Here is a 24,312-nt window from a genome sequence, read left to right on the forward strand (position 1 = left end):
CGTGGGGTGAGCGATAAGCCTTCACCCATCACTAACGCGCGTGGTTGTGATGTCTTATCTATCTCACTCATCCCACCGGAGTCGCCGCCTGCCGATTCAATCAATAAATAGAAAATGTTCGTGTTCAATCTGTAAGGACTATTTATGAAATTGATTCATGCATACTCTTAAAAGGATTGTCATAAAACACACAACTGCTAAGTGTAATTATGTCAATCCTCATCACTATATCCCTTGAAAGCTGACCTTTCCACCTATCCTTAACTGTGAAAACTTCCACAAATCATCATCTGCAACTTTTCCTATAGTTGCATATCCACCAACCGTATGTGCATCTGCCATTAAAACAACCGGCTGACCATTATTAGTAATTTGAATAGTACCAAACTGGGTTGCCTCCGATAGAATATCGCCTTTAGAGACGAACTTTAGCTCAGGGCCATCTAAATAATATCCCATCCGATTCCCGGATTTATATGTATAAATCGAACTAAAAAAAGTATCGATACTGCTCGTTTCAAATAAAGCCAAATGAGGACTTTTCCAAACATTAACAGTCACTTCATTTTCATAAACAGGAATAAGAGACGGTATTAATCGAGAACGTCTTTTTGTAAACGAAGTATCCCTCCCATATAAAATCATGTTTGGCTTCAGTACATATCCAATATCTGCTCTTGGATATGCTGAACTACTGTTCATCACCTCGTCCGCACAAAATCCTCCTTGTGGAATTATGTAAGCAATACTTCCTTTACTTGGACTATTAAAGGATAGGATTTGACCTTTGATGACTAGAAATGATGTCCATAGCTCCACGGGGTTTCCATCTAGCGTAGCTTCCAGATTCGCCCCACTGATAACTAATTTATGAGTATCTAAAACTTCCAGTGATAAGCCACCTAAAAATAGTTCTAATGCTAAGGAGTTTGGAGAGTTGGATACAATTTTATTCCCCATTTGAAAAGCATATTTATCCATCGGTCCAGCAACAGGCATCCCAAATTTCCGATACCCTGGTCTGCCTAAATCCTGATAGGATGCGTAAACCCCCTCTTTTATAACTTTAAAAAGCGCCTTCATATTCCCAACTCCAAAGGTGCAATCCTCACATTGTTTTCCTCTAGGACTTTTCTAACTTTCCTAACGACTGCCGAGACATTTTTGCCATCGCCATGAAAGCACAAGGTATTAGCATGGATTCTTATACTATCCCCAGACTTGGTCTTTACTTGTCGATCTTTTACGATTCGTAAAACCTGCGTAACGATATCTTCATCAGTAGTCAAAATAGCATTTGGCTCTGTTCGGTTAACTAGCTGCCCATCCTCATCATAAAGGCGATCGGCAAAAGCCTCCTGTGCAGTTTGAAGACCTATCATTTTTCCCGCATCTATTAGTTCACTGTTGCATAACCCATATAAAATCAAGTCTGGTTCCATATCAAACGTCGCCTGCGCAATTGCTTTAGCAACAGAGGAATCTTTTGCAGCCATATTGTAAAGAGCACCATGTGGCTTTACATGCCTAAGTCGTACATGATGAAGCTGACAGAAAGCCTTTAAGGCCCCAACTTGATAGATAACCATCTCATAGATTTCTTCGGGTGACATTATCATATTCCTACGTCCAAATCCTTGCAGGTCTGGAAAACCTGGGTGAGCACCAATGGATAAATTATTTTTCTTAGCTTCCTTTACTGTTCGGTTCATTACCGAAAAATCTCCCGCGTGGAATCCACAAGCAATATTAGCTGAAGTAATCACTTTAAATAATTCCTGGTCTTCCCCTACGCTAAAGGCTCCAAAGCTTTCCCCTACATCCGCATTTATATCAATTGTTATCATTTAGACAACTCCTCTACAAAACGTTTCATAGCAAGAGAATCTTGTTTTAACTCACTAGCTATCTCTTCATATTCATGTATTGAAATGGGAAAAAATCTAATTAAATCTCTTGCTCTTAATAGAAAATGGTCATTTCTAAAAGCCGAATAGAGCTCCAAAGGTGTTCTTCCAATAATGTTCCATCCTCCTGGTGATTCTAAGGGATAAATGCCTGTTTGATTTCCTCCAATTCCAACAGAGCCTTTTGGTACTATACTTCTAGGCTTGTCTAGGCGAGAAATGCAAAGGCTTTTATGTAACTCTCCTAAATAAGGAAAACCGGGTAAAAATCCAATCATATATACGGTATATAATGGTTGTGTGTGAAGCTGAATAATCTGTTTGGAAGAAAGACCATTTAAAGAAGCTATTCTATCCATATCTAACGAATACGGCTCCTCGTAACAAACGGGAATATGTACTAATCTAGTTGGCATTTTTTCTAAAGCTAAATTTTTATGCTGCCATTGGAATAAGAATTCATTAATATCGACTTTGTCTAATGCCGACGAATCAATAAAAAACACCGTAATTGTATGATAGCTTGGCACCACTTCCTCTATAAGATGATTCCATTCTAATGAAACCATTTCAGCAAAGAAATGTACTTGACTCCATACTTCTTGACTTATAGTCTCTTTAAAACTAAAACGTAAAGTCCTCTCCCCTGTTCTAAAAAAAGTTGGCATTTCAATTGTCATGATGTTCTAACGCACCAATACAAGTGATAATACTATTTTTCAAGTCCTCATGAGACCAGCTCGGAATTTTCCCATGTGCAATCGCTAGTTCATGAGATGCCGGAATATGGATGAACCCCGAAATCAGTTTATTATTGGACTTCTGTGCATAATGTAGTGCTTCATACATGACATTATTACAAAGGTAGGTTCCTGCTGTATTAGAAATTTCAGCAGGAAAACCATTTTGGATTAGCTTTTCCACCATTTTTCGAATTGGCAACGTAGAGAAATAACCCGGTTCTCCGTTTGCCTGGATCACTTCATCAACGGGCCTATTTCCTTTGTTGTCTACATCCCCATCTTGTACATTGATAGCAACTCTCTCAGGAGTAATTTTATACCTGCCAGCTGCTAAGCCTAAAGATATGTGTACGTCTGGCTTTTCTGCTTCCAGTAATTGAAGTAGCTCCTTACCAGAGGCACGAAAATCTACCGGTAGGATCTTACCAACAATCCTATGACCATTAATCTCTAAACCATTTAACTGTTCCACAATTTTCATAGTTGGATTGACAGTAAGCTGTAAAAACGGTTCAAATCCTGTTAATAACAATGTTTTCATTCTACTCCTCCTATTGACTCTATTAATTTAATTGAATTTTCATATCATTTAGTTTAACATTCTTGGAGCAAAAAATAACAACCAACAAGTTTTCTCTCGTTGGTTGTTTGAAGAAAATAGTTAGTAAGGAGTAAAAATATCGACAATTTTCCATTCCTTATTTTCTTTTTTCAATAGATATACATTTAAAATAGATTCCTTCTTATTTCCTGTAGTAGCAAGGTCCTCAACTTCCACATAGGCATAGCCACTAATGATGGAGTAGACATAAACGTTTACCAGTTCGAACTTTGTATCATTTTCATTGAAGGAAGTTTGAATATCCTCTTTTAAAAATTCATAGTCAGGAAAATCCTTACCGTATAACGAGAAAACTCCCGTTACATCTTTTTTATTGATCAGTTGGTTCATTTGACCAAAATAAATGTTGAAGTCTTTTTCTTGTGCAACAAAATTTATGTCCTTTCGCATGACCTTGCTGTATTCTTCAAATAGTCGATAATACATCGTATCATCTTTTATGGATTCTAAAGTTAAAAACAATTCGTTTAGAATGGAGTCTTGCTTGGTTTTCTTTTGGATAGCCTGGTCCAGCTTAGTTATTAAGCCTTTCGCTAGCTTTGCAGATTTTACATTAAGTAGCATCTGTTCGGCAGGACTCTTATATTGAGTAATAAAAGCGTCGCGTGTTGACTTACCATAAACTCTATATAAAAGCTTTCCTTGCTTTCTAATTTCCTCGGATAAAGCATGATAAGCAGTTTCCGTAAGCTTAGAGCTTGGATCCTTTCTATACTCTTGTTGAAGAGTGTTAGCCAGCTTTTGAATTTTATTGCCAGACGTAATAGCATCCACATATCCCATGGAGCGTTTATAATGAATCCCGGCTGTTTCCTCTAATTTTTTTTCTAATTCTGCCCTTTTAGCTGGATCACTTATCGAGGAAATCTCTTTTTGTGCCGTTAGATAAGCAGATTTAGTCGAATTGAATACCTTCATATCTGGAGTTTTAATAGACTGGGTATGTTCAATAGAAATTTGCCATTTTAAAGCCGTTGCTTCTTTCTCCGCTCTCTGAACTAGTGCTTCCGCTTTTGTTAATGACGCTGCCTGTACATTCGCTACGGGAGCGAGTATAACACTACTAAAAATTCCAAGTGCAAGTGAATACGTAATTACTTTTTTCATTGTATTCTCCATTTCGTCATGTAATAGAATTCATTGGGACTGAATTTTTTCTATAAAACGTTCTAAACGATTTAAACCCTCTTCTAATACGGCCATGGAATAAGCATAGGAAATTCGAATATAGCCCTCTCCATAAGGTGTAAAGGTACTGCCAGGAACTACTGCTACTCCACCTTCATGTAGTAGCTTCGTTGCAAAATCAAAAGACTTCATACCTAAACGTTCTATGGAAGGAAAAATATAAAATGCACCATTCGGCTTAATGACAGGAAGACCCATCTTTAACAAGCGATCATATACATAGTCACGTCTTGTTACATACTCCATATTCATTGCGCTTGGGATGTCCTTGGAATTGGTTAATGCCTCTAGTGCACCGTACTGTGATGGCAAAGAAGCACAAATAGAATTGTAAAGATGTACTTTTAACACATGCTCCATAATTTTCTCAGGACCTAATATGAATCCAATCCTCCAGCCAGTCATCGAATGCGACTTAGAAACCCCATGGATATAAAATAATTTGTCTCGCAGCTCCGGATAGGAAGCAAACGAAACATGCTCTCCTAAAAATGTATTCTCACTATAAATTTCATCGGAGACAATATAAACCTCTTTATCCTTTAGCATTTCCACTAGCTGATCCATTACCTGCTTTTCAATAACCATGCCAGTAGGGTTTGAAGGATTATTAAACAAAATAGCCTTCGTTTTATCTGTAATAAGCTTCTCTAATTCATCTGCTGAAGGCTGTAGACCAGTATTAGTTGTATCTAAATAAACGATCTTAGCGCCACAAAATTTAATAACAGGTTCATAGCCCGAGTATATCGGAGCCGGCAATATAACCTCGTCGCCTTCTTCTAAAATAGTTCGAAAAACTGTATCGATAGCTTCACTCGCACCGTTTGTGATGACAATTTCTTTAGTTGGGTTGTAGGAAAAACCATATTTATCTGTAAAAAAATTATTAACAGCTTCTCTTAACTCTATTAACCCAGCATTGTGAGAATAACCAGTTAAATCATTTTGAATAGCGTGTATTCCCGCATCCTTCACTGCCTGCGGAGTAGGGAAATCTGGTTGTCCTATTGTTAGATTAACTGCATTTGGGAAATTAACGAGCTGATTCGAGAACTGACGAATACCAGGTTGTTCAAGTGCTATCGCACGTGGGTTAAGTTGTAAAGACATATAATTATCCTTCTTTCACAATTATTTATTACTTAGAATACTTGGAAGCCATAAAGATAAACTCGGTAAGAAGGTGATGAGGATTAAGCAAACAATCATGCTGAACAAAAATGGGATAATGGCCATTATGATTCTTTCAAACTTCACATTACCAACACTAGAAGCTACAAATAGGTTTACTCCAAGAGGTGGTGTGATAAAACCAATAGCTAAGTTAGTAACTAATATTACCCCAAAATGAATGGGATCGACACCGACTGCAATAACAATCGGCAAAAGAATCGGTGTTAGAATGACTAACGCAGATATTGTATCGATAAACATTCCTACTATTAATAGTATGACATTAATAGCTAGTAAAATGACAATTGGATTGGTAGATAATTCAGTCAAGAAAGAAGAAATATCATTAGGCACCTGTTCTAAAGTCATGAAATATGCAAAAGAAACGGAAAGACCGATAATAATCATCGTAGTAGCATTAATAACAACCGCTTCGCGGAAGCATTCAAATACGGATTTCCATGTAAGCTCCTTATAAACAAACAAGCCGATAATTAAAGCATAGACCACTGCTACGACAGCAGCTTCCGTTGGCGAAAAGAAGCCTCCATAAATCCCACCCAAAATAATAACTGGGATAAGCAATGCCCACTTGGCATCGTATATAGCTTTTAACACATCCTTAAATGAAAAGCGGGCAGTTCCCTCGGACTTATAGCCTCGTTTTTTAGCAATAAAATACGCGGTGATCATCAGACCAATACCAATGATAATACCTGGTAATATCCCTGCTAGGAACATGCTTCCTACAGATACGCTTCCTATTACCCCATACAACACAAATGGAATACTAGGTGGAATAATGACGCCTATAGATCCTGCTGAAGCGGATACAGCCGCTGCATATCCTCCGTCATACTTTTTGTTTTTCATTTCTGGAATCATAAAACCGCCAATTGCAGCTACAGTTGCAGGTCCTGATCCCGAAATAGCCGCAAAAAACATGGATGCTACTATGGTTACTAGAGACAATCCCCCTACTATCCAACCTACTAAAGCAGTAGCTACGTCCAGCAATCTTTTAGAAACTCCGCCTTTACTCATTAGTACTCCAGCCAGCATAAAGAAAGGAATTGCTAATAGCGGGAATGAATCCAAGGATGTAAATGCTTTTTGGGCTATAATACCGAGTGGAAGATTAGAACCAAAATAAATGGCAACTAGTGCGGAAACACCTAAAGAGATAGCAATAGGAACTCCAATTAAAAGGCAAATAAACAGTGTACCGAACAAAAGAGCTACTGTCATAGCATAATCTCCTCTTCCTTAGGTTTTTCGTAATTGCCACGTATCACTTCTTTTACTTGAATGACTAACCGAATAGCCATCCCAATCCCACCAAGTGGTATAGCTAAATACGGAATCCAAATTGGTATTTGCATAGCTGGAGCCAGTTGTCCATGATTAATACTACTTAAAACAAGCTCTGTACCAAACACAGCTAAAAACAGTGCCATTACAAACCAAATTACTATGGATAAAATCTCAAGCACCTGACGAAACACCCCGTGGAAGCGGGTGATAAATGCTTCCACGCGAATGTGCTGTCTTAATTTAACTGCATAGCTTGCCCCAATCCATACTTGGAAAATATGAATATATCTCGCCATTTCCTCTGTCCAGCTTGGTGCAGAGGAAAAAACATATCTGCCTATTACTTGACCAAAAATAAGTGCAACCATTAAACCAAGGGAAAGTACTAGCAATATCTCTTCGAACCTTGCAAATTTCTTTAGCATATACGTTTCACCCCTGCTCTATTATTGATTGTTTGCTTCTTCTGCCATATTAACTAAATCTTCTCCTATTTCAGCCACGTATTTGTCATATACGGATTGAGTTGCGGCCTTGAACTCGTCCCGTTGCTCATCAGTCAGCTCATTTACTTGCATGCCCTCTTCTTTTAATTTCTCAAGAAATTCTACATCTTGCTTTTGAGCAATTTCACGTTGCTCTGTTCGATACTCTTCAGATGCAGTTTGCACTAACTCCTGCAAATCGTCTGGTAAACTATTAAAGAAGTCATTGTTCATCAACAAAATAGTTGCAGCATAGACGTGGCTAGTTAAAGTTAGATATTCCTGAACCTCGTAAAACTTGTTTGTATAATATAAAGAAATGGGTGATTCCATTGCTTCATATGTATTTTGTTGCAGTGCCGTGTATAATTCCCCAAAAGCAAAAGGTGAGGCATTGGCACCAAAAGCTTTAAATGTGTCTGTATGTACCGGGTTTTCTAATGTTCGATATTTTAAGCCCTTTAAATCTTCTATTCCCTCTATTGGTCCCTCGTTATTAGACATATGACGGAATCCATTCTCCGCAAAAACAAGTCCCTTCATATCATTGCTCTCTAATTCAGCAAGCAGCTTATCTCCTAATTCTCCATCGAGCGCACGATATGCTGCATCATGGTCATTAAACAAAAATGGTAAGTCAAAAACCATAAACTTTTTATTGAAAGAAGCTAATGGTGCTACTGCTGGAATAGTCATTTCAATATTACCTAACTGTACAGCTTCAATTCCTTCACGATCGGATGCATATAATTGTCCATTTGGATATAGTTCAACTTTTAAACGTCCATCCGATTCTTCCTCTAACTTTTCTTTAAAAGACTTAGCTGCTAGATGAGTAGATTGCTCTTCAGATACTAAGTATGCAATTCGAAGTGTATATTGCTCTTGTTCCTCCCCTGAGCTAGATGTTGACGTACTTGTTGATGGCCTTCCACATGCGCTTAACGTAAGTAAAGTGATCAGTAGTATAGCTAATAATTTTTTCATTTCTTTTCCTCCTCATTGAAATATAATAAAAATCTTCTTTCTACATTATCTAGGTGAATTGCCATAAGTTGTTTAGCCAAATCGTTATCTTGTACCCGCAGGGCACGTACTATCTCTTCATGCTCATAATAAGCCTCCTCTGCGCTGACCTCTAATGTATTGGAAAGAATCAGAAAAGCACGATTACTTCCAGCGTTAGCATCATTTATCAGTTCACCCAGCTTTCTGTTGGGTCCTATACTTCCAATCAGCAAATGAAACTGTTGATCTAAGTCGTTAAACGTGTTGTATCTTTCTTCTTTAATGGAAGTTAATTGCTCCACAAGATTTTCTTCTAGTGCACACAATACTTCCTCGGAAATATAATTTGCATTTTGGTCAATATTATATATTTCTAATAATCTACGTATTTCCATATAGTGTAGCCCGTCTTCTTTTGTAAAAGTTGCTACAATTGCCGGTTTAGCCTTATTTACTTCAACTAGACCCTCAGCTGCTAATCTTTTTAAAGCTTCACGCAGGGGAGTTCGACTAATCCCTAAATCTAACGCTAGCTTTTCTTCCGGTAATTCTTCCTGCTGTGCTAGTTTTCCACTAATGATAGCGTCCTTTAAAGCATTAAACGCTTGATCAGCTAAAGATTCTTTTGGAGAAAGCTTTTTCAAAATAATTTCTCCTTCCTGTATACTGTATACATGAATAATATATTATGTTAATATTATTGTAAATAAATATTTTGAATTTTTAGATATACAGGAGGATTGTCATTTATGGAAGCACATCTATTTGACCAATTTGAAGAAGTACTAGGAAAAGAGAAAATAAGTAAAAGTGAATCAGAATTATATAGACATAGTCGAGATGAATCCTCCCACCCTTTTGTGGAGCCAGATTTTGTATTGTTCCCGGATAGTGTAGAGGACATTGTGACCGTTCTTAAAATAGCTAATGAACATAAAGTACCTGTTACTCCATATGGCGCTGGTTCTGGCCTTGAAGGTCAAGCTATTCCAATTCACAAGGGGATTTCTATTAGTTTTGATAATATGAAAAAAATAATAGAATTTAATCCTGAGGATATGATGGTTACTGTGGAGCCAGGTATCACTCGTCTACAGCTAAACCATTTTGTCAATAAGCACGGTCTATACTTTCCAATTGATCCTGGTGCTGATGCCTCCATTGGAGGAATGGTTGCAAATAATGCAAGTGGAACGACCGCTGTACGATACGGCTCAATGAGAGATCAAATTTTAGATTTAGAAGTTGTTTTAGCAAACGGTACCGTTATCCATACAGGATCCAAGGCAAAAAAATCTTCCTCGGGCTATAACTTGAATGGAATTATGGCTGGATCAGAAGGAACGTTAGGAGTAATTACAAAGGTTACTTTAAAGCTTCATGGCATTCCAGAAAAAGTGATAGCTGCTCGTTGTACGTTTGAGTCACCTGGAAAATGTGCTGAAGCTGCTCAAGCAGTTTTATCGTGTGGGATTCCGGTACTTAGAATGGAATTAGTAGATGCTGAAAGTATAAAACAAGTAAATGTATATGGGGATTATGGATTCCCAGAAGAGCACTCTCTATTCTTTGAATTTGCAGGTACTCCCAATATCGTGGAAGAGGAAGCAACCGTGGTAGAAGAATTAATGAAAGATTTAGACTGCAACAATTGGGAGCGCGCCAATTCCCCAAAAGACCGAGCTGACATTTGGAAGGCTCGTCATGAACTTTCTTATGCCTATAAGCATATTAAAGGAAAAGATAACACTGGGGCCGATGCTTGTGTACCTATTTCCAAGTTAGCAGAAATGGTCGTATTTGGTCGCATGCTAATAGAGGAAAGTGGTCTTCTAGGTGGCGTGTTCGGACATGTGGGTGATGGTAATTTCCATACGATGGTCATGTACGACCCTAACGATCCAACAGAAGTAGCAAAAGCCAAGTATACAAATGACCAGATTGCTTTAAAAGCGATCGACTTGGGTGGCAGTTGTACAGGGGAGCACGGAGTTGGAGTCGGTAAAATGAAATACCAGCTTAAGGAGCATGGTGAGGCAGTGGAGCTAATGAAGTCTATTAAATTATTATTTGATCCGAATGGAATTTTAAACCCTGGGAAAATATTTATTTAATTATTCGTATTTTTATGTAATAGCACGAATAATTAGTAGAAAGTAGTAATATATACGCTTTCGTGTATATTCAAAAGGACTGCGCAGTTTAATTCACTGTGCAGTCCTTTTTTTAAAATTAATATACCTTATCTCCATTGAAAATGGAGTTTTTCACAACGACATAATCTACATTACGAATAGCGTCCAATTTGTTTCCGCCTGCATACGAAATGGAAGATTGTAAATCCTGCTCCATTTCTCTTAAAGTATCCTCAAGATGTCCTTTATGCTCGACGAACATTTTTTTGCCTTCAACGTTTTTCTTTTCCCCTTTTTGAAACTCAGAAGCAGATCCGAAGTATTCTTTAAAACGTTTTCCATCTTTTTCAATCGTCACTCCAGGAGATTCCTCATGACCAGCAAAAAGTGAACCGACCATTACCATGGATGCACCAAATCGAACAGACTTAGCTATATCGCCATGTGTACGAATACCGCCATCCGCTATGATTGGTTTACTAGCAGCTTTTGCACACCAGCGTAACGCAGCTAACTGCCATCCACCAGTTCCAAAGCCTGTTTTAATCTTTGTAATACAAACCTTCCCTGGTCCAATCCCAACTTTAGTAGCGTCTGCTCCTGCATTTTCTAACTCCCGTACAGCCTCTGGAGTTCCTACATTTCCTGCAATCACAAAGCTTTTTGGCAAATAACTTTTAATATGCTTAATCATATTAATCACGGCATTAGAATGACCATGTGCAATATCTATTGTAATAAATTCAGGTACTAATGACTTGTTCGCTAATTCCTCTATGAAATGATATTCTTCCTCTTTGACACCAACACTTATCGAAGCAATCAAGCCTTTAGATTGCATATCCTTAATAAAATCTATACGCTTTTCTGGCTGAAATCGGTGCATGATATAAAAATATCCTTTTTCAGCTAAATACAAAGCTATTTTTTCATCTATAATTGTTTGCATGTTTGCAGGGACTACCGGTAATTTAAATTTATACCCACCTAACGAAACTGTTGTATCACATTCCGAACGACTGTTAACCACACATTTCGCAGGAATTAATTGAATATCCTCATAATCAAATACGTTTTCCACGCCTCAACACTCCCAAACACGAATATTTATATTAAAAACAAAGGTAATTGTTCGCCCATTTGATAATTTACATGATTTCTCCACTCTTGTCAAAGACTTTTAGAGAAAAACATGAATATTAGGAACGAAGACATAGAAGCATTTGTATGAAATGGCATGAAAATAACGTGAAGGAGCGTTATATAGTAAATAAAAAGGTTTATAACTAACCAGTAAATAAAATAGTGCCTACTCGTGTGAATTAAGAAATTATTTTGTAGACAGGCACGAGCGGAATCCATTACTAATCTATTTCATATGTTAAGAGAGAGGAGGTTTTTATTATGTTGCCAGCTATACTATTACAGTTTGCTTACCTATTTATTTTTATATGGTCAGTGGCTATGCTAGTACAAGACTTTCAAGGGACACAAAAAAACTGGTTAACGGTTTTATTGCACATATCTGTAGCAATCGTTTCCCTCAACTATTTACTTGTGTCACTCGGCGTAAGTATTTAGCAATTGTAAAGAATCCTGTTTACCTAAGCGTAAACAGGATTCTTTTTTTCTTCATCAATAAAACTTAGCTCCTGTGTGTTATTAAAAGAACTTTAGTCATTTTATTTTCTATTAAAGTTTCGCTTTATTTACATAGAAAAATCATGAAATTGATGCCACTAAAATTCAGCTATACTAGAGATATTTTCAAGAAATAAAGAGTAACTAATTAGCAGTAAGGGTAAAGTATTTAATAACATTTAAAGACAGAAAGTGGGATGTTCATGTCGTCACAATGTCACAATAGATTATCCAAAGAAAAATCTCCCTATTTACTTCAGCATGCCAATAATCCTGTTGATTGGTTTCCATGGGGAGAGGAAGCTTTTGAAAAAGCACACAAGGAAAACAAACCTCTGTTTGTAAGCATTGGCTATAGTACATGCCACTGGTGTCACGTAATGGAAAGAGAATCGTTCGAGGATCAAGAGGTCGCTGACATATTAAATAAGCATTTCATATCGATTAAAGTAGATCGTGAAGAAAGACCGGATATTGACTCGATATATATGACTATTTGTCAAATGCTAACTGGAGAAAGCGGCTGGCCACTCCATGTTTTTCTAACGCCTGACCAAAAGCCTTTTTACGCGGGAACCTATTTTCCAAAGGAACAAAAATATGGGAAACCTGGACTGTTAGATTTATTGCCTCGCTTACATAAAGCATATGAAAATGAATTTGATCAACTAGAAGAAGTAAGTGAAAAATTAATAGAAGCCTTTCAAGTAACTACTACAACTAACAACCATACAGCTATAGAGCCAAATATAATAGAAACTGCCTTTCATCAGTTAGCTGGTATGTTCGATTCTCAGCACGGAGGCTTCGGTAAAGAACCTAAGTTTCCCTCCCCTCTACAGTTGCTCTTTTTAATGAGGTATTATCATGAAACTGATGAGGATGATGCCCTTCATATGGTTGAAATTACATTGGACGGTATTGCTCGTGGTGGAATTTCCGATCATCTTGGTGGTGGATTTGCTAGATACTCAACGGATGAAATGTGGCTTACTCCACATTTTGAGAAAATGCTCTATGACCAGGCATTACTTTTAATGGCATATACGGAGGCTTATCAAATTACTAGAATCCCTCAGTATGAAGAAGTTGTATACAACACTGTTAAATTTGTTGAACGAGAAATGACTCATCCCGAAGGTCCATTCTATTCAGCAATTGATGCGGACAGTGAAGGTGAAGAAGGAACTTATTATGTTTGGTCTTTTCAGGAAGTAATACAAGTCTTGGGTGAGGATGAAGGTACACTTTTTGCAAGATCCTATGATATTACAGAAGAAGGTAATTTTGATGGAAGAAATATACCTAATTTAATCTATACTGATATTGCTTCTATTCTAGAGGAATTTAATATATCGGAGGATGAATTGGAAGAACGATTAGATGCTTCTAAAGCTATTCTATTAGAGCATCGTCAGAATAGGGCTTACCCACATATTGACGACAAAATAATTACCTCATGGAATGCTTTAATGATTGCCGCTCTTGCCAAAGCTGGAGCAGCTTTTACGAATCCTCACTTTATAAGCTCTGCAAAAAGAGCTGTGCAATTTATTGAAAATCATCTTATTAAGGAAAATGTTTTATACGCAACTTATAGAGATGGTGAAGCGAAGAACGTTGCTTATTTGGATGATTATGCAAATTTGTTGTGGGCATTTGTTGAGCTTTATGAAGCAACGGATGAGGAAGAGTATTTAGAGAAGGCAAAACAGATAGCCTCAGAGATCATGGACAACTTTAAAGATGAAGTAAATGGTGGATTTTATTTTACGAGTACGCGTGGAGAAAAACTAATTGTTCGAGAAAAAATAATTATGGATCAAATTATTCCTGCTGGGAACGGGACAATCGCTTGGCAGTTTTGGAGGTTAGCTAAAATTACCGACAATCCAGATATGCTTCAACTAGCTGAAAATACTATTTCCACTTTTGCTGAGGAAATTACACTTTATCCTACCTCTCTATTGTCTTCGCTAATGGCATTCCAATCGTTAAATAGCAAAGGAAGAGAAATTAAGTTAATTGGTAACCCAATAAGCGATATCTTAAAGGTGCTTCAGACAACATATAGACCGTTTGATATTTGGTCAACCACAGCGCCTTTAGAAACCTTGTCGGTAGAAATTTGTCAAAATAATAGTTGCCATGCACCACTTAAAGATATAGAAAAAGTCATTAAAGAAATAACTTAAATAAATTCCATGGAGAAGACATCAAGAGTGGTCTTCTTTTTTTGGTATGTGAATATACATCTCAATCAGCTTTACTTTTTCACTCAATTCAATTAAAGCTCGCATTATTTGTTGCTGGTCGATTTTTGTCATGCTAGTTTGATGCACCATTTGTTCTACTGACTTTTCCACATGAATTATACTTTTATTCATTCCATCTACAAAATGTTGAACCGACATTAATAGACCTCCTTCTTTTTTATTATTTTACTCTATCTACTTTTTTCTGCAATTTTCAGAATTAAATATATATCGTGATTATGACATAATGCGATGATATACGCATAAATAATAGAATTTTAGCCTCAATTTACGGAATGAAATTTTTTTTTTGGACTTTTTTCTTTTCCGCTAGAATATATTGAAGTAAAAGTTGAGAGGGGATATTGGTTGAGCTCAAATTCAAATCCTGTTGATTCTAATGAAATGAAAAGAAGGCAAGATCTAGATGAAATTGCCTCCCTTAATATGATTGGAGAAGGCTGTCCATTTTTTGACGAAGAAGAAAAAATAGTTCAGGAGAAAAAAGAGAATAAATAACTATCCCCCACCATACGTGGGGTTTTTTATTGGGTTGCGCGAAAATGCAGTTGTGAAATTTTTATGAACTTGATTGGATTAGCTAAAACCGTTGACCTAAAACATAAATCAATTAACTTTCACCTATAAATAAGAACATTCTGTACCTTATTGTTTGTGTCCTTTATAAAAAAAGGATTTTATATATATACATTGATATATACTATTTAAAACCCCTATCTAAAAAAAGTAATTGTAATGAATGGAATATTATGATAAATTAAGCATTATCAGAAATTGAAGCTTAACCTTCAAACGACATAAAAAATAACGCCTTAACTTCAAAAGGAGAACCCCGTGCAATTACAAAATCTTATTCGTGAAAATTTTGTTACTATGTCTAAAAGCCAAAAAAAAATGGCTACTTATGTATTAGATCATCCTCGGGATATAGCGCTTTGTTCAGCTGCCGAATTAGGAGGAAGAATAGGAATTAGTGAATCCACTGTTATTCGATTTTCCTATACACTTGGCTTTTCCGGCTATGTAGAACTTCAAAAGCTTATGCGTGAACATTATTTTATCAACGAATCCTCAACAAGTCCTTACCAATACACAGAAATTGAATTATCTAAGGAAGAAAGCTTTCATAGACAAGTCATGGAAAAAGATATTCAATCTATTCAAGCTACTATGGATCAAATCGATGCCGCATCTTATTACGCAGCCGTACAAAGACTTTCAAAGGCAAAATCAATATATGTATTAGGCCTTCGTACCTCCTACCCTGCCGCCAATTGGCTTTCCTTTTCAATTGGTTTAGTAAAAGAAAATGTTCACTTTATAAGACCGGACACAGAAGATGTGATTAGGACCATTGCTAGCATGAATTCAAATTCGGTAGTAATTATTATATCGTTTCACCGTTATTTGAAAGAAACGCTTCAAATTGCAGAATTAGTTAGAAAACAAAAGGCTTATATTATTGGCATAAGTGATTCTATGCTTGCCCCTATACATGAATATAGCGACGTGTTATTCCCTGTATCTACACAAAACAAGTCAACCTTTGATGCCGTTGCACCTTTGTTTTCTTTTATGAATGCCATTGTTTCAGGGTTAATAGTGGAACAAAAGGATGCCTTTAAAAATAGACAGCTGATGTATCAAAGTATCCCAAGTCATTTTCTTTTTGAAGGTGCCGATGAAAATTCTTAATTTTAGTAGGATATCAATGAAATTAAGTATAAAAAGTGGTAGATTAAGAGTAAGAAAGCGGAGGATAATCGATGCCGGAGAATACAAAGTTTACACAGCCTTTTCACATTGACTTTACAGAAAATAATTATCCTGTCTTAATCGAGCCACGCATATTTGTACCGACTGAGGAAGCTTATGAAGTGCCAATTCCTCAACTGATTCAAGAAATGCGGGTCACAGAGCCTGATCTAGCATTAAAATGGGACCTTCAGATTAGAAAAATCATACAAACTCTATTCATTGAAAATTATTCCATAATTGCTGTTCGTAAAACTAAGGAACCGGTGAATTATTATCAGTTTATAAAAAAGATGAAATAACCTCCCAATTAAGGAGTTCTATAAAAATGATTATTAAAAAAGTAAAATTACATCATCTAAATATGACGATGAAAAATTCGTTTGTAACAAGCTTTGGCAGTGTACAGGAGAAGCCTTTTTTGTTAGTCGAAGTTATGGACGAAAGTGGAAATACCGGCTGGGGTGAGTCTACCGCCTTTCATGCCCCTTGGTATAACGAGGAAACCTTTCAAACTAATTTACATATTATTAAGGATTTCTTAATCCCGTTACTATTAAATAAGGATATAAATCATCCAGATGAAGTGTCTGCTATATTTTCCCCTATTCGTAAAAACAATATGGCTAAGGCTGCGATAGAAGGTGCTATTTGGGATCTTTACGCAAAAAGAAATAGTCTTCCTTTATCTGAAGCACTTGGTGGGACCTTCAAAAATATCGAAGTGGGAGTCAGCATTGGCTTACAAAAGAGTTCTGATGAACTTATAAGTGTCGTAAAGAATTACGTACAGGCAGGGTATAAACGTATTAAAGTGAAAATCAAACCCGGAAGCGATATTTCTTTAATCTCTGCTCTAAGAGAAGCGTTTCCCGAATTACCTTTAATGGCAGATGCTAATTCAGCCTATACCTTAGATGACATAGAAATATTTAGGCAGCTTGATCAATATAATCTTTTAATGATTGAGCAGCCTTTAGGTTACGATGATATAGTTGACCACTCAAAACTTCAACGAGAAATTAAAACACCTATTTGCTTAGACGAAAGTATCCTGTCACTTGAAGATGTAAAAAAAGCCATAGAATTAGGTAGCGCTAAAGTTATTAATATAAAAATAAGTCGCGTCGGGGGACTTACAGAAGCAAAAAAAATTCATGACTATTGCTTAGAAAAAAATATACCAGTTTGGTGTGGTGGAATGCTGGAAGCTGGTATTGGTCGTGCACATAATATTGCACTTGCCTCGTTACCTAACTTTACGTTTCCGGGAGACACATCGAGTTCATCCCGTTATTGGGAGGAGGATATTATTACTCCTGAAGTCGTTGCCAAGGATGGATATATTACAGTGCCGACAGGCTATGGGATAGGCTATGAGCCGAATTTAGAATCAATTAAAAAATTCACGGAGAATCTGTGGGAATTTAAAGCCTAGAAAATATCTTCATTTAAAAAAGGGTTGTAAGTGCAAACTACACTTACAGCCCTATTGTCATGTGTCAATCCTTTTTAAAGAATATTACGTATACTTGTTCCCTCCTACTTATTCTCATCTAAAAAGAGGGTGGGACAAAACTCTACTCAAAAATAAAAAGCCTCGAAAATTTTACGACCTTGTAAATTTTTCGAGGCTTCTATTCAAATATACCTGTAGTTGTTTTCCGTTACAGTGGACGCTTTCCGGGGGCACGGCTTCAATCTCCTCGTCGCTTCGCTCCTGCGGGGCTTTCAGCTCGTGCTGTTCCCCCAGGAGTCGCCACCTCCACTTCAAACAACTAAAATTGAAAGGTTTCTTACAAGAAATTGTGCGGACCTTTAAAATGAAGTAAAAACATGAAATCGAGTTTCCGTTTCATGTTTTTTAATTTATAGACTAGTTACGTCCCAGCCTCCTGAAAAAAGTTAAGACTATTTTTTTACATCTACAATTCTACCTTCTATTTCTGTAGGTATTTTATCAAGGGATTCAAACTGTTCTCTTAAATTCTCCCAATCAGAAAGACCTAAGTCAGTTACTTTACCAGCTTTATAAATTTTCTCGAAAACATCGTAGCTGTCTCCACCCTTAGCTGTAAACGCATTGGTAGCAATTACATAAGTCTCTGTATCCTTCACGTCTACTAATTTACCATCAGCACCAAAGTATTTAATAGAAACAACTCTTTCACCCGCTGGCTTCGATGAGTCAAATTCTACCTTACCTCCAGCAACGTGTAAGAATCCTCCATTTTCCTTTGGATATGATTTAAAGCTGATCTCAAATGCAGCCTTCAGGTCAGCACCACTGATTTCCATTGTCGCTAATGTATTACCGAAAGGAAGTACCGTAATTACGTCACCAACAGTGATTGGTCCTGCTTTAATATCTGAACGAATTCCTCCACCATTTTGAAGTGCCATGATTACTTTGGCATCATACTTTTTAGCTTTTGCTAACATTCCATCTGTAATTATATTGCCGAGTATCGTTTCATTTTTACGTACGCTTGACTGTGAATCATCACCACTTAGGCGAAGATTTTCTAAATCTTTATCTGTAGTTACTCCAATTTCTTTTGATTCAACTTCTTTAACTTTCGTGGAGTACTTTTCGATAAGCTTAAGGGCTTCCTCATCATCTTTTTGATCTTTTATCGGTATTAAAGCACCTTCATGAGCTATTACTTTACCATCTTTATCGAAGTCTACCTCTAAAGTGCCTAGGAATTCGCTATATTGATATGCTTGCACAATCACGGTAGGATCTTTCTCAACACCCTTACTGTCTTTATTAACAATCACAGGCTTGTCCAGCTGTGTATGACTGTGTCCACCAACAATTACATCGATTCCTGTGACAGCGGCTGCTAGCATCAAATCATTATCTACTGCGGGGTTGTCATCGTAACCAATATGAGTAACTGCCATTACTTTGTTAATTCCTTGTTTTTCAAACTCATCTACCATCGTTTGAGCTGCTTTAATGTAGTCTGTAAATTTCACTTTTTCTGGACTTGAAATTCCTTCTGTTTCAGCAGTCGTTAAACCAAAGATACCAACTTTTTGACCGTTAATTTCCTTTACGATACCGCTGTAGATTTGTCCATTTTTAGGGTCCGATGATACTTTTACATTAAATAGCCCATTGAATAAATCATCTTGAGAGAAGTCTACGTTGGAGCTAACAAATGGGAAATTGGATTTCTCGATAAACTCTTTTAAAGCTTTATGTCCCTCAGGAGAAGACCCTAAATCAAATTCGTGGTTACCAAACGTCATCACATCATAGTTCATGAGATTCATCATTTCTACGTCTGCTTGTCCCTTGAATTCGTTAAAATATAGTGTACCAGTCAATACATCTCCTGCATCTACAAGTAGCGCATCTGGATGCAACGTTCTATATTCTTTCACTGCCGTGACACGTTTTGGCCCTTTTTCTACGTGGCCATGTGTATCATTGACATGCATAACAGATAGAGTGAAGTCTGCATCTACATGATCAGCTAATGCATGAACCATCTCTAAAAGCTGTTTAACTGCAGGAAGGTCCTTGTCACTTGGTAGTCTGTCAAGAAGTGGCTGGATTGTTTCAATTACTTTATTTGCTTCCTCTGTTTTATCTGCAGTCAGTAATGCCTGCGCTTGCTTGACCTTCATATAAACGGTCACCGGAACCATCAATTCGTTTCTTACTTCATTAGCTGGATCCTTGTATTGAGTTAGCAATAGATGACGAGCATCTCTTCCCGTAAAACGATATAGGATTGCTGTTCTTGTTTTTAATTGGGCAGATAACTTGTGGTACCCTTTTTCGATTTTAGCCCAATCATTACTAGCTTCAGCAGCTTCTATTTCTTTCATGATTGGTGTTAAGTATTTGTCTGCATAGTTATATGCGTCGATATAAGGAATAAGTCCTTTTGTCACTCGTTCCGTATATAATTCATCTAGACTTTTTAGAAGAGCAGCTTTATTTTTTACATTCGATTTATTAATTTCGTTTCTTGCCTTTTGATAATTTGTTTTAGCTTTATTTAAAATAGGATACAACTCTTTGCTCGTTGCTAATTTCCCAGCTTGAGCAGGTGTATTGTAAGAATAGGATGCTTGTTTGATGTCTTTTCTGGCATTATCTACTACCTGTTGAAAAGGTGTACTTGCGAAGGAAATGCTTGAAGCTGAGAATAATGATGTAGCCACTATTGCCGCTACTGCGGTCTGTTTAATTTTTTTGTTTCTCATGTCTTACCTCCTAATATAATATGTATAAATGCTCCTACTAATAGATTCATATACTACTAAAAGTTATCTCAATTCGACTATTTACGCAAGACATTTTCTAATTATTTAAAAAAAGGTAAAAATAGTGATTATTTGCATTTGGTGTATGAGGTTATTTGTCCTACTTGCACGAAAAAAGGTGTTATATGCTATAATTAATTATCACAATAGAGATAGGAGTATCATCATGTTAAAAGATATTTTTATGACATTATCAGAAAACCAAGTATTAAATGGGGCCGCTAAAAAGTATGGTTTAAAAATGGGTGCCCAACATGTTGTAGCTGGGACTAATATCGAAGAAACGATGGAAAGTATTAAAAAGCTTAATGCTCAAGGTATCTCTTGTACGGTAGATAATTTAGGCGAATTTGTCTTTGAAAAAGAAGAGGCTTTAGAAGCCAAAGCTCAAATTATCGCAGTGATCGAAGCAATAGAGGAACATCAAGTTGATGCTCATATCTCATTAAAACCATCCCAATTAGGATTGGATATAGATTATGATTTTGCTTTACAAAATTTAAAAGATATTATTGCAGTCGCAAAAAAATATAATACATTTATTAATATCGATATGGAATCTAACAAACATTTACAGCCTTCCTTTGACATATTGGACGAGCTATCTAAGGAATATGATCAAGTTGGAACAGTTATCCAAGCATACTTCTTTAGAGCAGCTGAAGATATTCAAAAGTATAAAAACTTCCGTCTACGTATTGTAAAAGGTGCTTACAAAGAACCTGCAGACGTAGCTTATCAAACAAAAGAGGAAATTGACCAAAATTATATAGAGCTAATTGAATGGCACTTATTAAATGGTAAATTTACTTCTATCGCAACACACGATCATAATGTCATCAATCATATCAAGCAATTTATAGTTGATAATAATATTTCACATGATAAATTTGAGTTCCAAATGCTATATGGTTTCCGTACTGATATGCAGTTACAACTAGCAAAAGAAGGCTTTAACTTCTGCACATATGTACCATTCGGAAAAGACTGGTATGGTTACTTCATGAGACGTCTTGCTGAACGACCTGCAAACATGAACCTTGTCGTAAAACAAGTGTTTAACAAAAAAACGAACACTATGATCGGTCTTGCAGCAGGTGCATTTGCGCTAGGAAGATTGACAAAAAGAAAAAAATAATACTACACAGGACATACTAGTAATAAATAAAAAACGTGAAATCAGTGACTTGATTTCACGTTTTTTATTTAAAGCCAATATTAGACTTCGTTACGACTGCCCTCCTGTAACTGATAAATATCCTTCAATTCAGGAAGAGCAGGTATTCCACCTCTTTTTGTAGCAGCTAATGCTCCTGCTGCATTAGCAAAGAGCACACTAGATTTTAGCTTGTCTATATTCAAATTCTCCATATTAGACTCTGCTAAAATTTTGTATAGTAAAGCCCCACAAAAAGCATCTCCTGATCCAGTTGTATCAATTGCTTCTACTACGTAAGGTGGAATCATTTCTGTGGTATCCCTATATCTAAAAAAGCATCCCTTCTCGCCCAAAGTCACCAAAATCAATGGAATCCCATAGTTTCTACTTAATATTTCAGTTCCATTTGCATAGTCCATTGTGTCAGTTAAAAAGTGAAGCTCTTCTTCAGATACCTTTAATATATCCGCAAAATTCAAACTATCGGTAATGACTTTCTTCGCTTCACTTAAATCGTCCCATAGACTTTCACGTAAATTAGGGTCGTATGAAATTAGTATTCCTTTGTTTTTGGCATATTGAACTGCACTAAGAGTAGCTTGTCTCGCAGGTTCACTAGTCATGGAAACGGAGCCAAAATGAAATAACTTTGCTTTGTCGATTAATTCATAGTTCACTTCTTTTTCCTCTAAAGTAATATCAGCACCTGGTTTACGGTAAAAACTAAAAGAACGGTCTCCATCCGGATGGAGATGAATAAAAGCCAAGGTCGTGTTGACTTGCCCAGTTGTCACTATACCAGTCGTATCTACATGATTAGATACTAAAGTTTCCTTAAGAAACGTCCCAAAGTCATCTGCCCCTACTTTACCGATAAAGGATGTTTTTAGCCCTAATTTACTAAGCATAACCAATACGTTCGCTGGGGCTCCACCCGGATTTCTTTCAAATAATGTATTTTTATTGTCGGATTGCCCATAGGGTGTAAAGTCGATTAATATCTCACCTAATGCTACCACGTCATACATATGTGTAATCACCTCTATTAGAGTATTGTAAACTATGAAATATAGCTCTGTTTCATCGATTAAATAAAGGATATACTATTTTCCAAAAAAGTTAAAATGTAAATAAAAACACCTCATTCTACGGGGATGGTAGAATGAGGTGTTTTTTCCTTGTTATCGCTCAAGGTATATTTAATACGCCGTAAATTTTTTGCCTTCGTACTTCCACATCGTTTTATCGCTCGTGTGTTAGATATCCCCGATTATACTAAGTTGGAGAAAGAGCTCCTTCAAAACTCGTTCAACAACATTAAAGATAATTTTTCTATATATTCATCATATCTGAACTAAATGAGAATACACAGAGAGTTTTATTAGAAATTGATGAGAATTTTTATTCCCATGTTACTGATAATATTTTTCCAGAGATTGCATGTACCTGGATCGTCGCTTTTGTTTTTTTATCCTTACTATCCTTCGAGTTACCATCTGCGGTTTGCATCACTATTAAATAGTAGCCACCTTCATTTGTTTTTATAAAGGAATTACTATCTACGGTTCCCTTGTATTGTTGTTGGGCTATTTTAGTTGCTTGCTCCGGAGTAATTAACACGGTAGCAGTACTTTCCTGCTTCGCTTCTTCAGGTTTTTTGGTTTCAGTTTGTGTTTTATTGGTACTAGTAGAGCTAGCGTCTGGCTCTTCCTTTTTAGCTTCCTCTTTTTTCGGTTCTTCTGTCTTGCTAGTCTCTACCTTAGTAGATTCTACCTTTACAGACTCCACTTTGGAGGTTTCATTTTTAGTAGTTTCCGTCTTGCTTATATCTGTTTTGGTTGGTTCTGTTTTAGAAGAGTCTGTTTTAATACCTTCTATAGAATCAGTTGCAGCCTCTGCCTTAGCATCAGCCTTGCCCTCATCGGACTTGGCAACCTCCACTTTGACTGGTTCCTTTTTAACTTCCTCTGTTTTCACAGGCTCAGTTTTCAAGACATCCTTTATTGCATTTTTAATTACTTCTGTAATTGGCTTGTCTACTTTAGAATCACTTAACTTTTCTTGGATTGAAGAAGTGGCTGAAATACTAGACTTAATCAACTTCATTTCAGTCGCTTGAGCGGTTTCTACTTTATTAACCATGCTCATTGTGTCCTCTTTTACCTGTATTTGCGTAATGGGACTCATTTCTACTACAATGTTATTGTTTGTTTCTTTCTTACGTATATTACTAGTTAATGGATATTCCCTAACTTCAAAAGTATCACTATATGTGGCGAATTCCGATTGCTCAACAGGCTGAGAAATACCTGTTAACATATATTCATTCGTCTGCTCCATTGTGTAAATATCTCCATTTGTAGAGTTAACCTCTACTAAATAAACAGAGCCACCTTTTGTAATAACAGCCTTGTATACATTTTCTTTTAACGTTATATCAGTTACTTCTGCATCATACAATTGCTCTAGCTGGGAACGAACATCATTCTCTGACATAAATTGCCTGTTCGTTTGGGTAACATTAAACAAAAACCCAGTGCCTACAATGACGATCACTGACACAAAAATCAATGTATATTTTTTGATTTTAGTAAATTTCATTCATGCTTCCCTCCC

The 24,312-nt window shown here is 36.6% G+C and carries 23 protein-coding genes; 8 read left to right on the plus strand and 15 right to left on the minus strand.

Going from position 1 to position 24,312, the window contains the following annotated elements; genetic code table 11:
* Window positions 1–225: 225 nt before the first annotated feature.
* The 10 genes from MKX96_RS15185 to MKX96_RS15230 form a co-directional block, all read right to left on the minus strand.
* Complete coding sequence (locus tag MKX96_RS15185; RefSeq protein ID WP_340884847.1) at window positions 226–1,083, minus strand: 5-oxoprolinase subunit C family protein; 858 nt, start codon at window positions 1,081–1,083, stop codon at window positions 226–228.
* Window positions 1,080–1,844, minus strand: a complete 765-nt coding sequence (locus MKX96_RS15190; protein WP_340886071.1) for a LamB/YcsF family protein — start codon at window positions 1,842–1,844, stop codon at window positions 1,080–1,082. The genes MKX96_RS15185 and MKX96_RS15190 overlap by 4 nt, the downstream gene beginning before the upstream one ends.
* Complete coding sequence (gene pxpB / locus MKX96_RS15195) at window positions 1,844–2,587, minus strand: 5-oxoprolinase subunit PxpB (RefSeq protein WP_340884850.1); 744 nt, start codon at window positions 2,585–2,587, stop codon at window positions 1,844–1,846. Before pxpB ends, MKX96_RS15190 begins: the two co-directional genes overlap by 1 nt.
* Entirely contained in the window at window positions 2,577–3,191 is a 615-nt protein-coding gene (pcp, locus tag MKX96_RS15200; RefSeq protein WP_340884853.1) for a pyroglutamyl-peptidase I, read from the minus strand. Before pcp ends, pxpB begins: the two co-directional genes overlap by 11 nt.
* Before the next feature lie 120 nt (window positions 3,192–3,311).
* Complete coding sequence (locus tag MKX96_RS15205) at window positions 3,312–4,379, minus strand: hypothetical protein (RefSeq protein WP_251552735.1); 1,068 nt, start codon at window positions 4,377–4,379, stop codon at window positions 3,312–3,314.
* 30 nt (window positions 4,380–4,409) lie between these two features.
* Window positions 4,410–5,573: an aminotransferase class I/II-fold pyridoxal phosphate-dependent enzyme gene (locus tag MKX96_RS15210; RefSeq protein WP_340884857.1), complete on the minus strand. Its 1,164-nt coding sequence runs from the start codon at window positions 5,571–5,573 to the stop codon at window positions 4,410–4,412.
* A 21-nt stretch (window positions 5,574–5,594) separates the two neighbouring features.
* Window positions 5,595–6,884: a TRAP transporter large permease gene (locus tag MKX96_RS15215; RefSeq protein WP_340884860.1), complete on the minus strand. Its 1,290-nt coding sequence runs from the start codon at window positions 6,882–6,884 to the stop codon at window positions 5,595–5,597.
* Entirely contained in the window at window positions 6,881–7,375 is a 495-nt protein-coding gene (locus tag MKX96_RS15220; protein WP_251552732.1) for a TRAP transporter small permease, read from the minus strand. Before MKX96_RS15220 ends, MKX96_RS15215 begins: the two co-directional genes overlap by 4 nt.
* A gap of 21 nt (window positions 7,376–7,396) precedes the next feature.
* The gene (locus MKX96_RS15225) at window positions 7,397–8,422 is read right to left on the minus strand and encodes a DctP family TRAP transporter solute-binding subunit (protein WP_251552731.1); all 1,026 of its coding nucleotides are present in this window, start codon (window positions 8,420–8,422) and stop codon (window positions 7,397–7,399) included.
* The gene (locus MKX96_RS15230) at window positions 8,419–9,087 is read right to left on the minus strand and encodes a GntR family transcriptional regulator (RefSeq protein ID WP_169358776.1); all 669 of its coding nucleotides are present in this window, start codon (window positions 9,085–9,087) and stop codon (window positions 8,419–8,421) included. The genes MKX96_RS15225 and MKX96_RS15230 overlap by 4 nt, the downstream gene beginning before the upstream one ends.
* A 105-nt stretch (window positions 9,088–9,192) precedes the next feature.
* Here MKX96_RS15230 and MKX96_RS15235 point away from each other — a divergent pair, with 105 nt between their 5' ends.
* Window positions 9,193–10,557: an FAD-binding oxidoreductase gene (locus tag MKX96_RS15235; protein ID WP_340884864.1), complete on the plus strand. Its 1,365-nt coding sequence runs from the start codon at window positions 9,193–9,195 to the stop codon at window positions 10,555–10,557.
* Between the two features lie 118 nt (window positions 10,558–10,675).
* On the opposite strand, the gene guaC is transcribed toward MKX96_RS15235, so the two are convergent.
* Complete coding sequence (gene guaC, locus MKX96_RS15240) at window positions 10,676–11,659, minus strand: GMP reductase (RefSeq protein ID WP_298467027.1); 984 nt, start codon at window positions 11,657–11,659, stop codon at window positions 10,676–10,678.
* A gap of 323 nt (window positions 11,660–11,982) precedes the next feature.
* On the opposite strand from guaC, the gene MKX96_RS15245 reads away from it, so the two are divergent.
* Complete coding sequence (locus MKX96_RS15245; protein ID WP_169358773.1) at window positions 11,983–12,159, plus strand: hypothetical protein; 177 nt, start codon at window positions 11,983–11,985, stop codon at window positions 12,157–12,159.
* A 263-nt stretch (window positions 12,160–12,422) separates the two neighbouring features.
* Window positions 12,423–14,414: a thioredoxin domain-containing protein gene (locus MKX96_RS15250; RefSeq protein ID WP_340884869.1), complete on the plus strand. Its 1,992-nt coding sequence runs from the start codon at window positions 12,423–12,425 to the stop codon at window positions 14,412–14,414.
* 21 nt (window positions 14,415–14,435) lie between these two features.
* Here the strand turns inward: MKX96_RS15250 and MKX96_RS15255 are convergent, their stop codons facing one another.
* Window positions 14,436–14,633: a hypothetical protein gene (locus MKX96_RS15255; RefSeq protein WP_169358771.1), complete on the minus strand. Its 198-nt coding sequence runs from the start codon at window positions 14,631–14,633 to the stop codon at window positions 14,436–14,438.
* 210 nt (window positions 14,634–14,843) lie between these two features.
* Between MKX96_RS15255 and MKX96_RS15260 the strand changes: the two genes are divergently transcribed.
* The 4 genes from MKX96_RS15260 to menC all read left to right on the plus strand — a co-directional run bounded on the left by MKX96_RS15260 (window position 14,844) and on the right by menC (window position 17,688).
* The gene (locus MKX96_RS15260; RefSeq protein ID WP_169358770.1) at window positions 14,844–14,993 is read left to right on the plus strand and encodes a hypothetical protein; all 150 of its coding nucleotides are present in this window, start codon (window positions 14,844–14,846) and stop codon (window positions 14,991–14,993) included.
* Window positions 14,994–15,329: 336 nt separating this feature from the next.
* Window positions 15,330–16,190: a MurR/RpiR family transcriptional regulator gene (locus tag MKX96_RS15265; RefSeq protein WP_298467020.1), complete on the plus strand. Its 861-nt coding sequence runs from the start codon at window positions 15,330–15,332 to the stop codon at window positions 16,188–16,190.
* 71 nt (window positions 16,191–16,261) lie between these two features.
* Window positions 16,262–16,552 (plus strand): hypothetical protein, encoded by a 291-nt coding sequence (locus MKX96_RS15270; RefSeq protein ID WP_298467017.1) that lies wholly within the window; start codon window positions 16,262–16,264, stop codon window positions 16,550–16,552.
* A 26-nt stretch (window positions 16,553–16,578) separates the two neighbouring features.
* On the plus strand, window positions 16,579–17,688 hold the full coding sequence (gene menC, locus MKX96_RS15275; protein ID WP_340884874.1) for an o-succinylbenzoate synthase: 1,110 nt from the start codon (window positions 16,579–16,581) through the stop codon (window positions 17,686–17,688).
* A 473-nt stretch (window positions 17,689–18,161) separates the two neighbouring features.
* Here menC and MKX96_RS15280 read toward each other — a convergent pair whose 3' ends face one another.
* A complete protein-coding gene (locus MKX96_RS15280) occupies window positions 18,162–20,477 on the minus strand; it encodes a 5'-nucleotidase C-terminal domain-containing protein (RefSeq protein WP_340884877.1) in 2,316 nt (771 codons plus the stop codon).
* A 226-nt stretch (window positions 20,478–20,703) separates the two neighbouring features.
* Here MKX96_RS15280 and MKX96_RS15285 point away from each other — a divergent pair, with 226 nt between their 5' ends.
* Window positions 20,704–21,675 (plus strand): proline dehydrogenase family protein, encoded by a 972-nt coding sequence (locus MKX96_RS15285; RefSeq protein ID WP_445678198.1) that lies wholly within the window; start codon window positions 20,704–20,706, stop codon window positions 21,673–21,675.
* A gap of 80 nt (window positions 21,676–21,755) precedes the next feature.
* On the opposite strand, the gene MKX96_RS15290 is transcribed toward MKX96_RS15285, so the two are convergent.
* Both MKX96_RS15290 and MKX96_RS15295 read right to left on the minus strand, forming a co-directional pair.
* A complete protein-coding gene (locus MKX96_RS15290) occupies window positions 21,756–22,724 on the minus strand; it encodes a carbohydrate kinase family protein (RefSeq protein ID WP_340884879.1) in 969 nt (322 codons plus the stop codon).
* Window positions 22,725–23,097: 373 nt separating this feature from the next.
* Window positions 23,098–24,297, minus strand: a complete 1,200-nt coding sequence (locus MKX96_RS15295) for a PepSY domain-containing protein (RefSeq protein WP_340884882.1) — start codon at window positions 24,295–24,297, stop codon at window positions 23,098–23,100.
* Window positions 24,298–24,312 lie beyond the last annotated feature (15 nt).

Origin of the sequence: Psychrobacillus sp. FSL W7-1493 (assembly GCF_038004905.1) — a bacterium.
Taxonomy (GTDB): Bacteria; Bacillota; Bacilli; order Bacillales_A; family Planococcaceae; genus Psychrobacillus.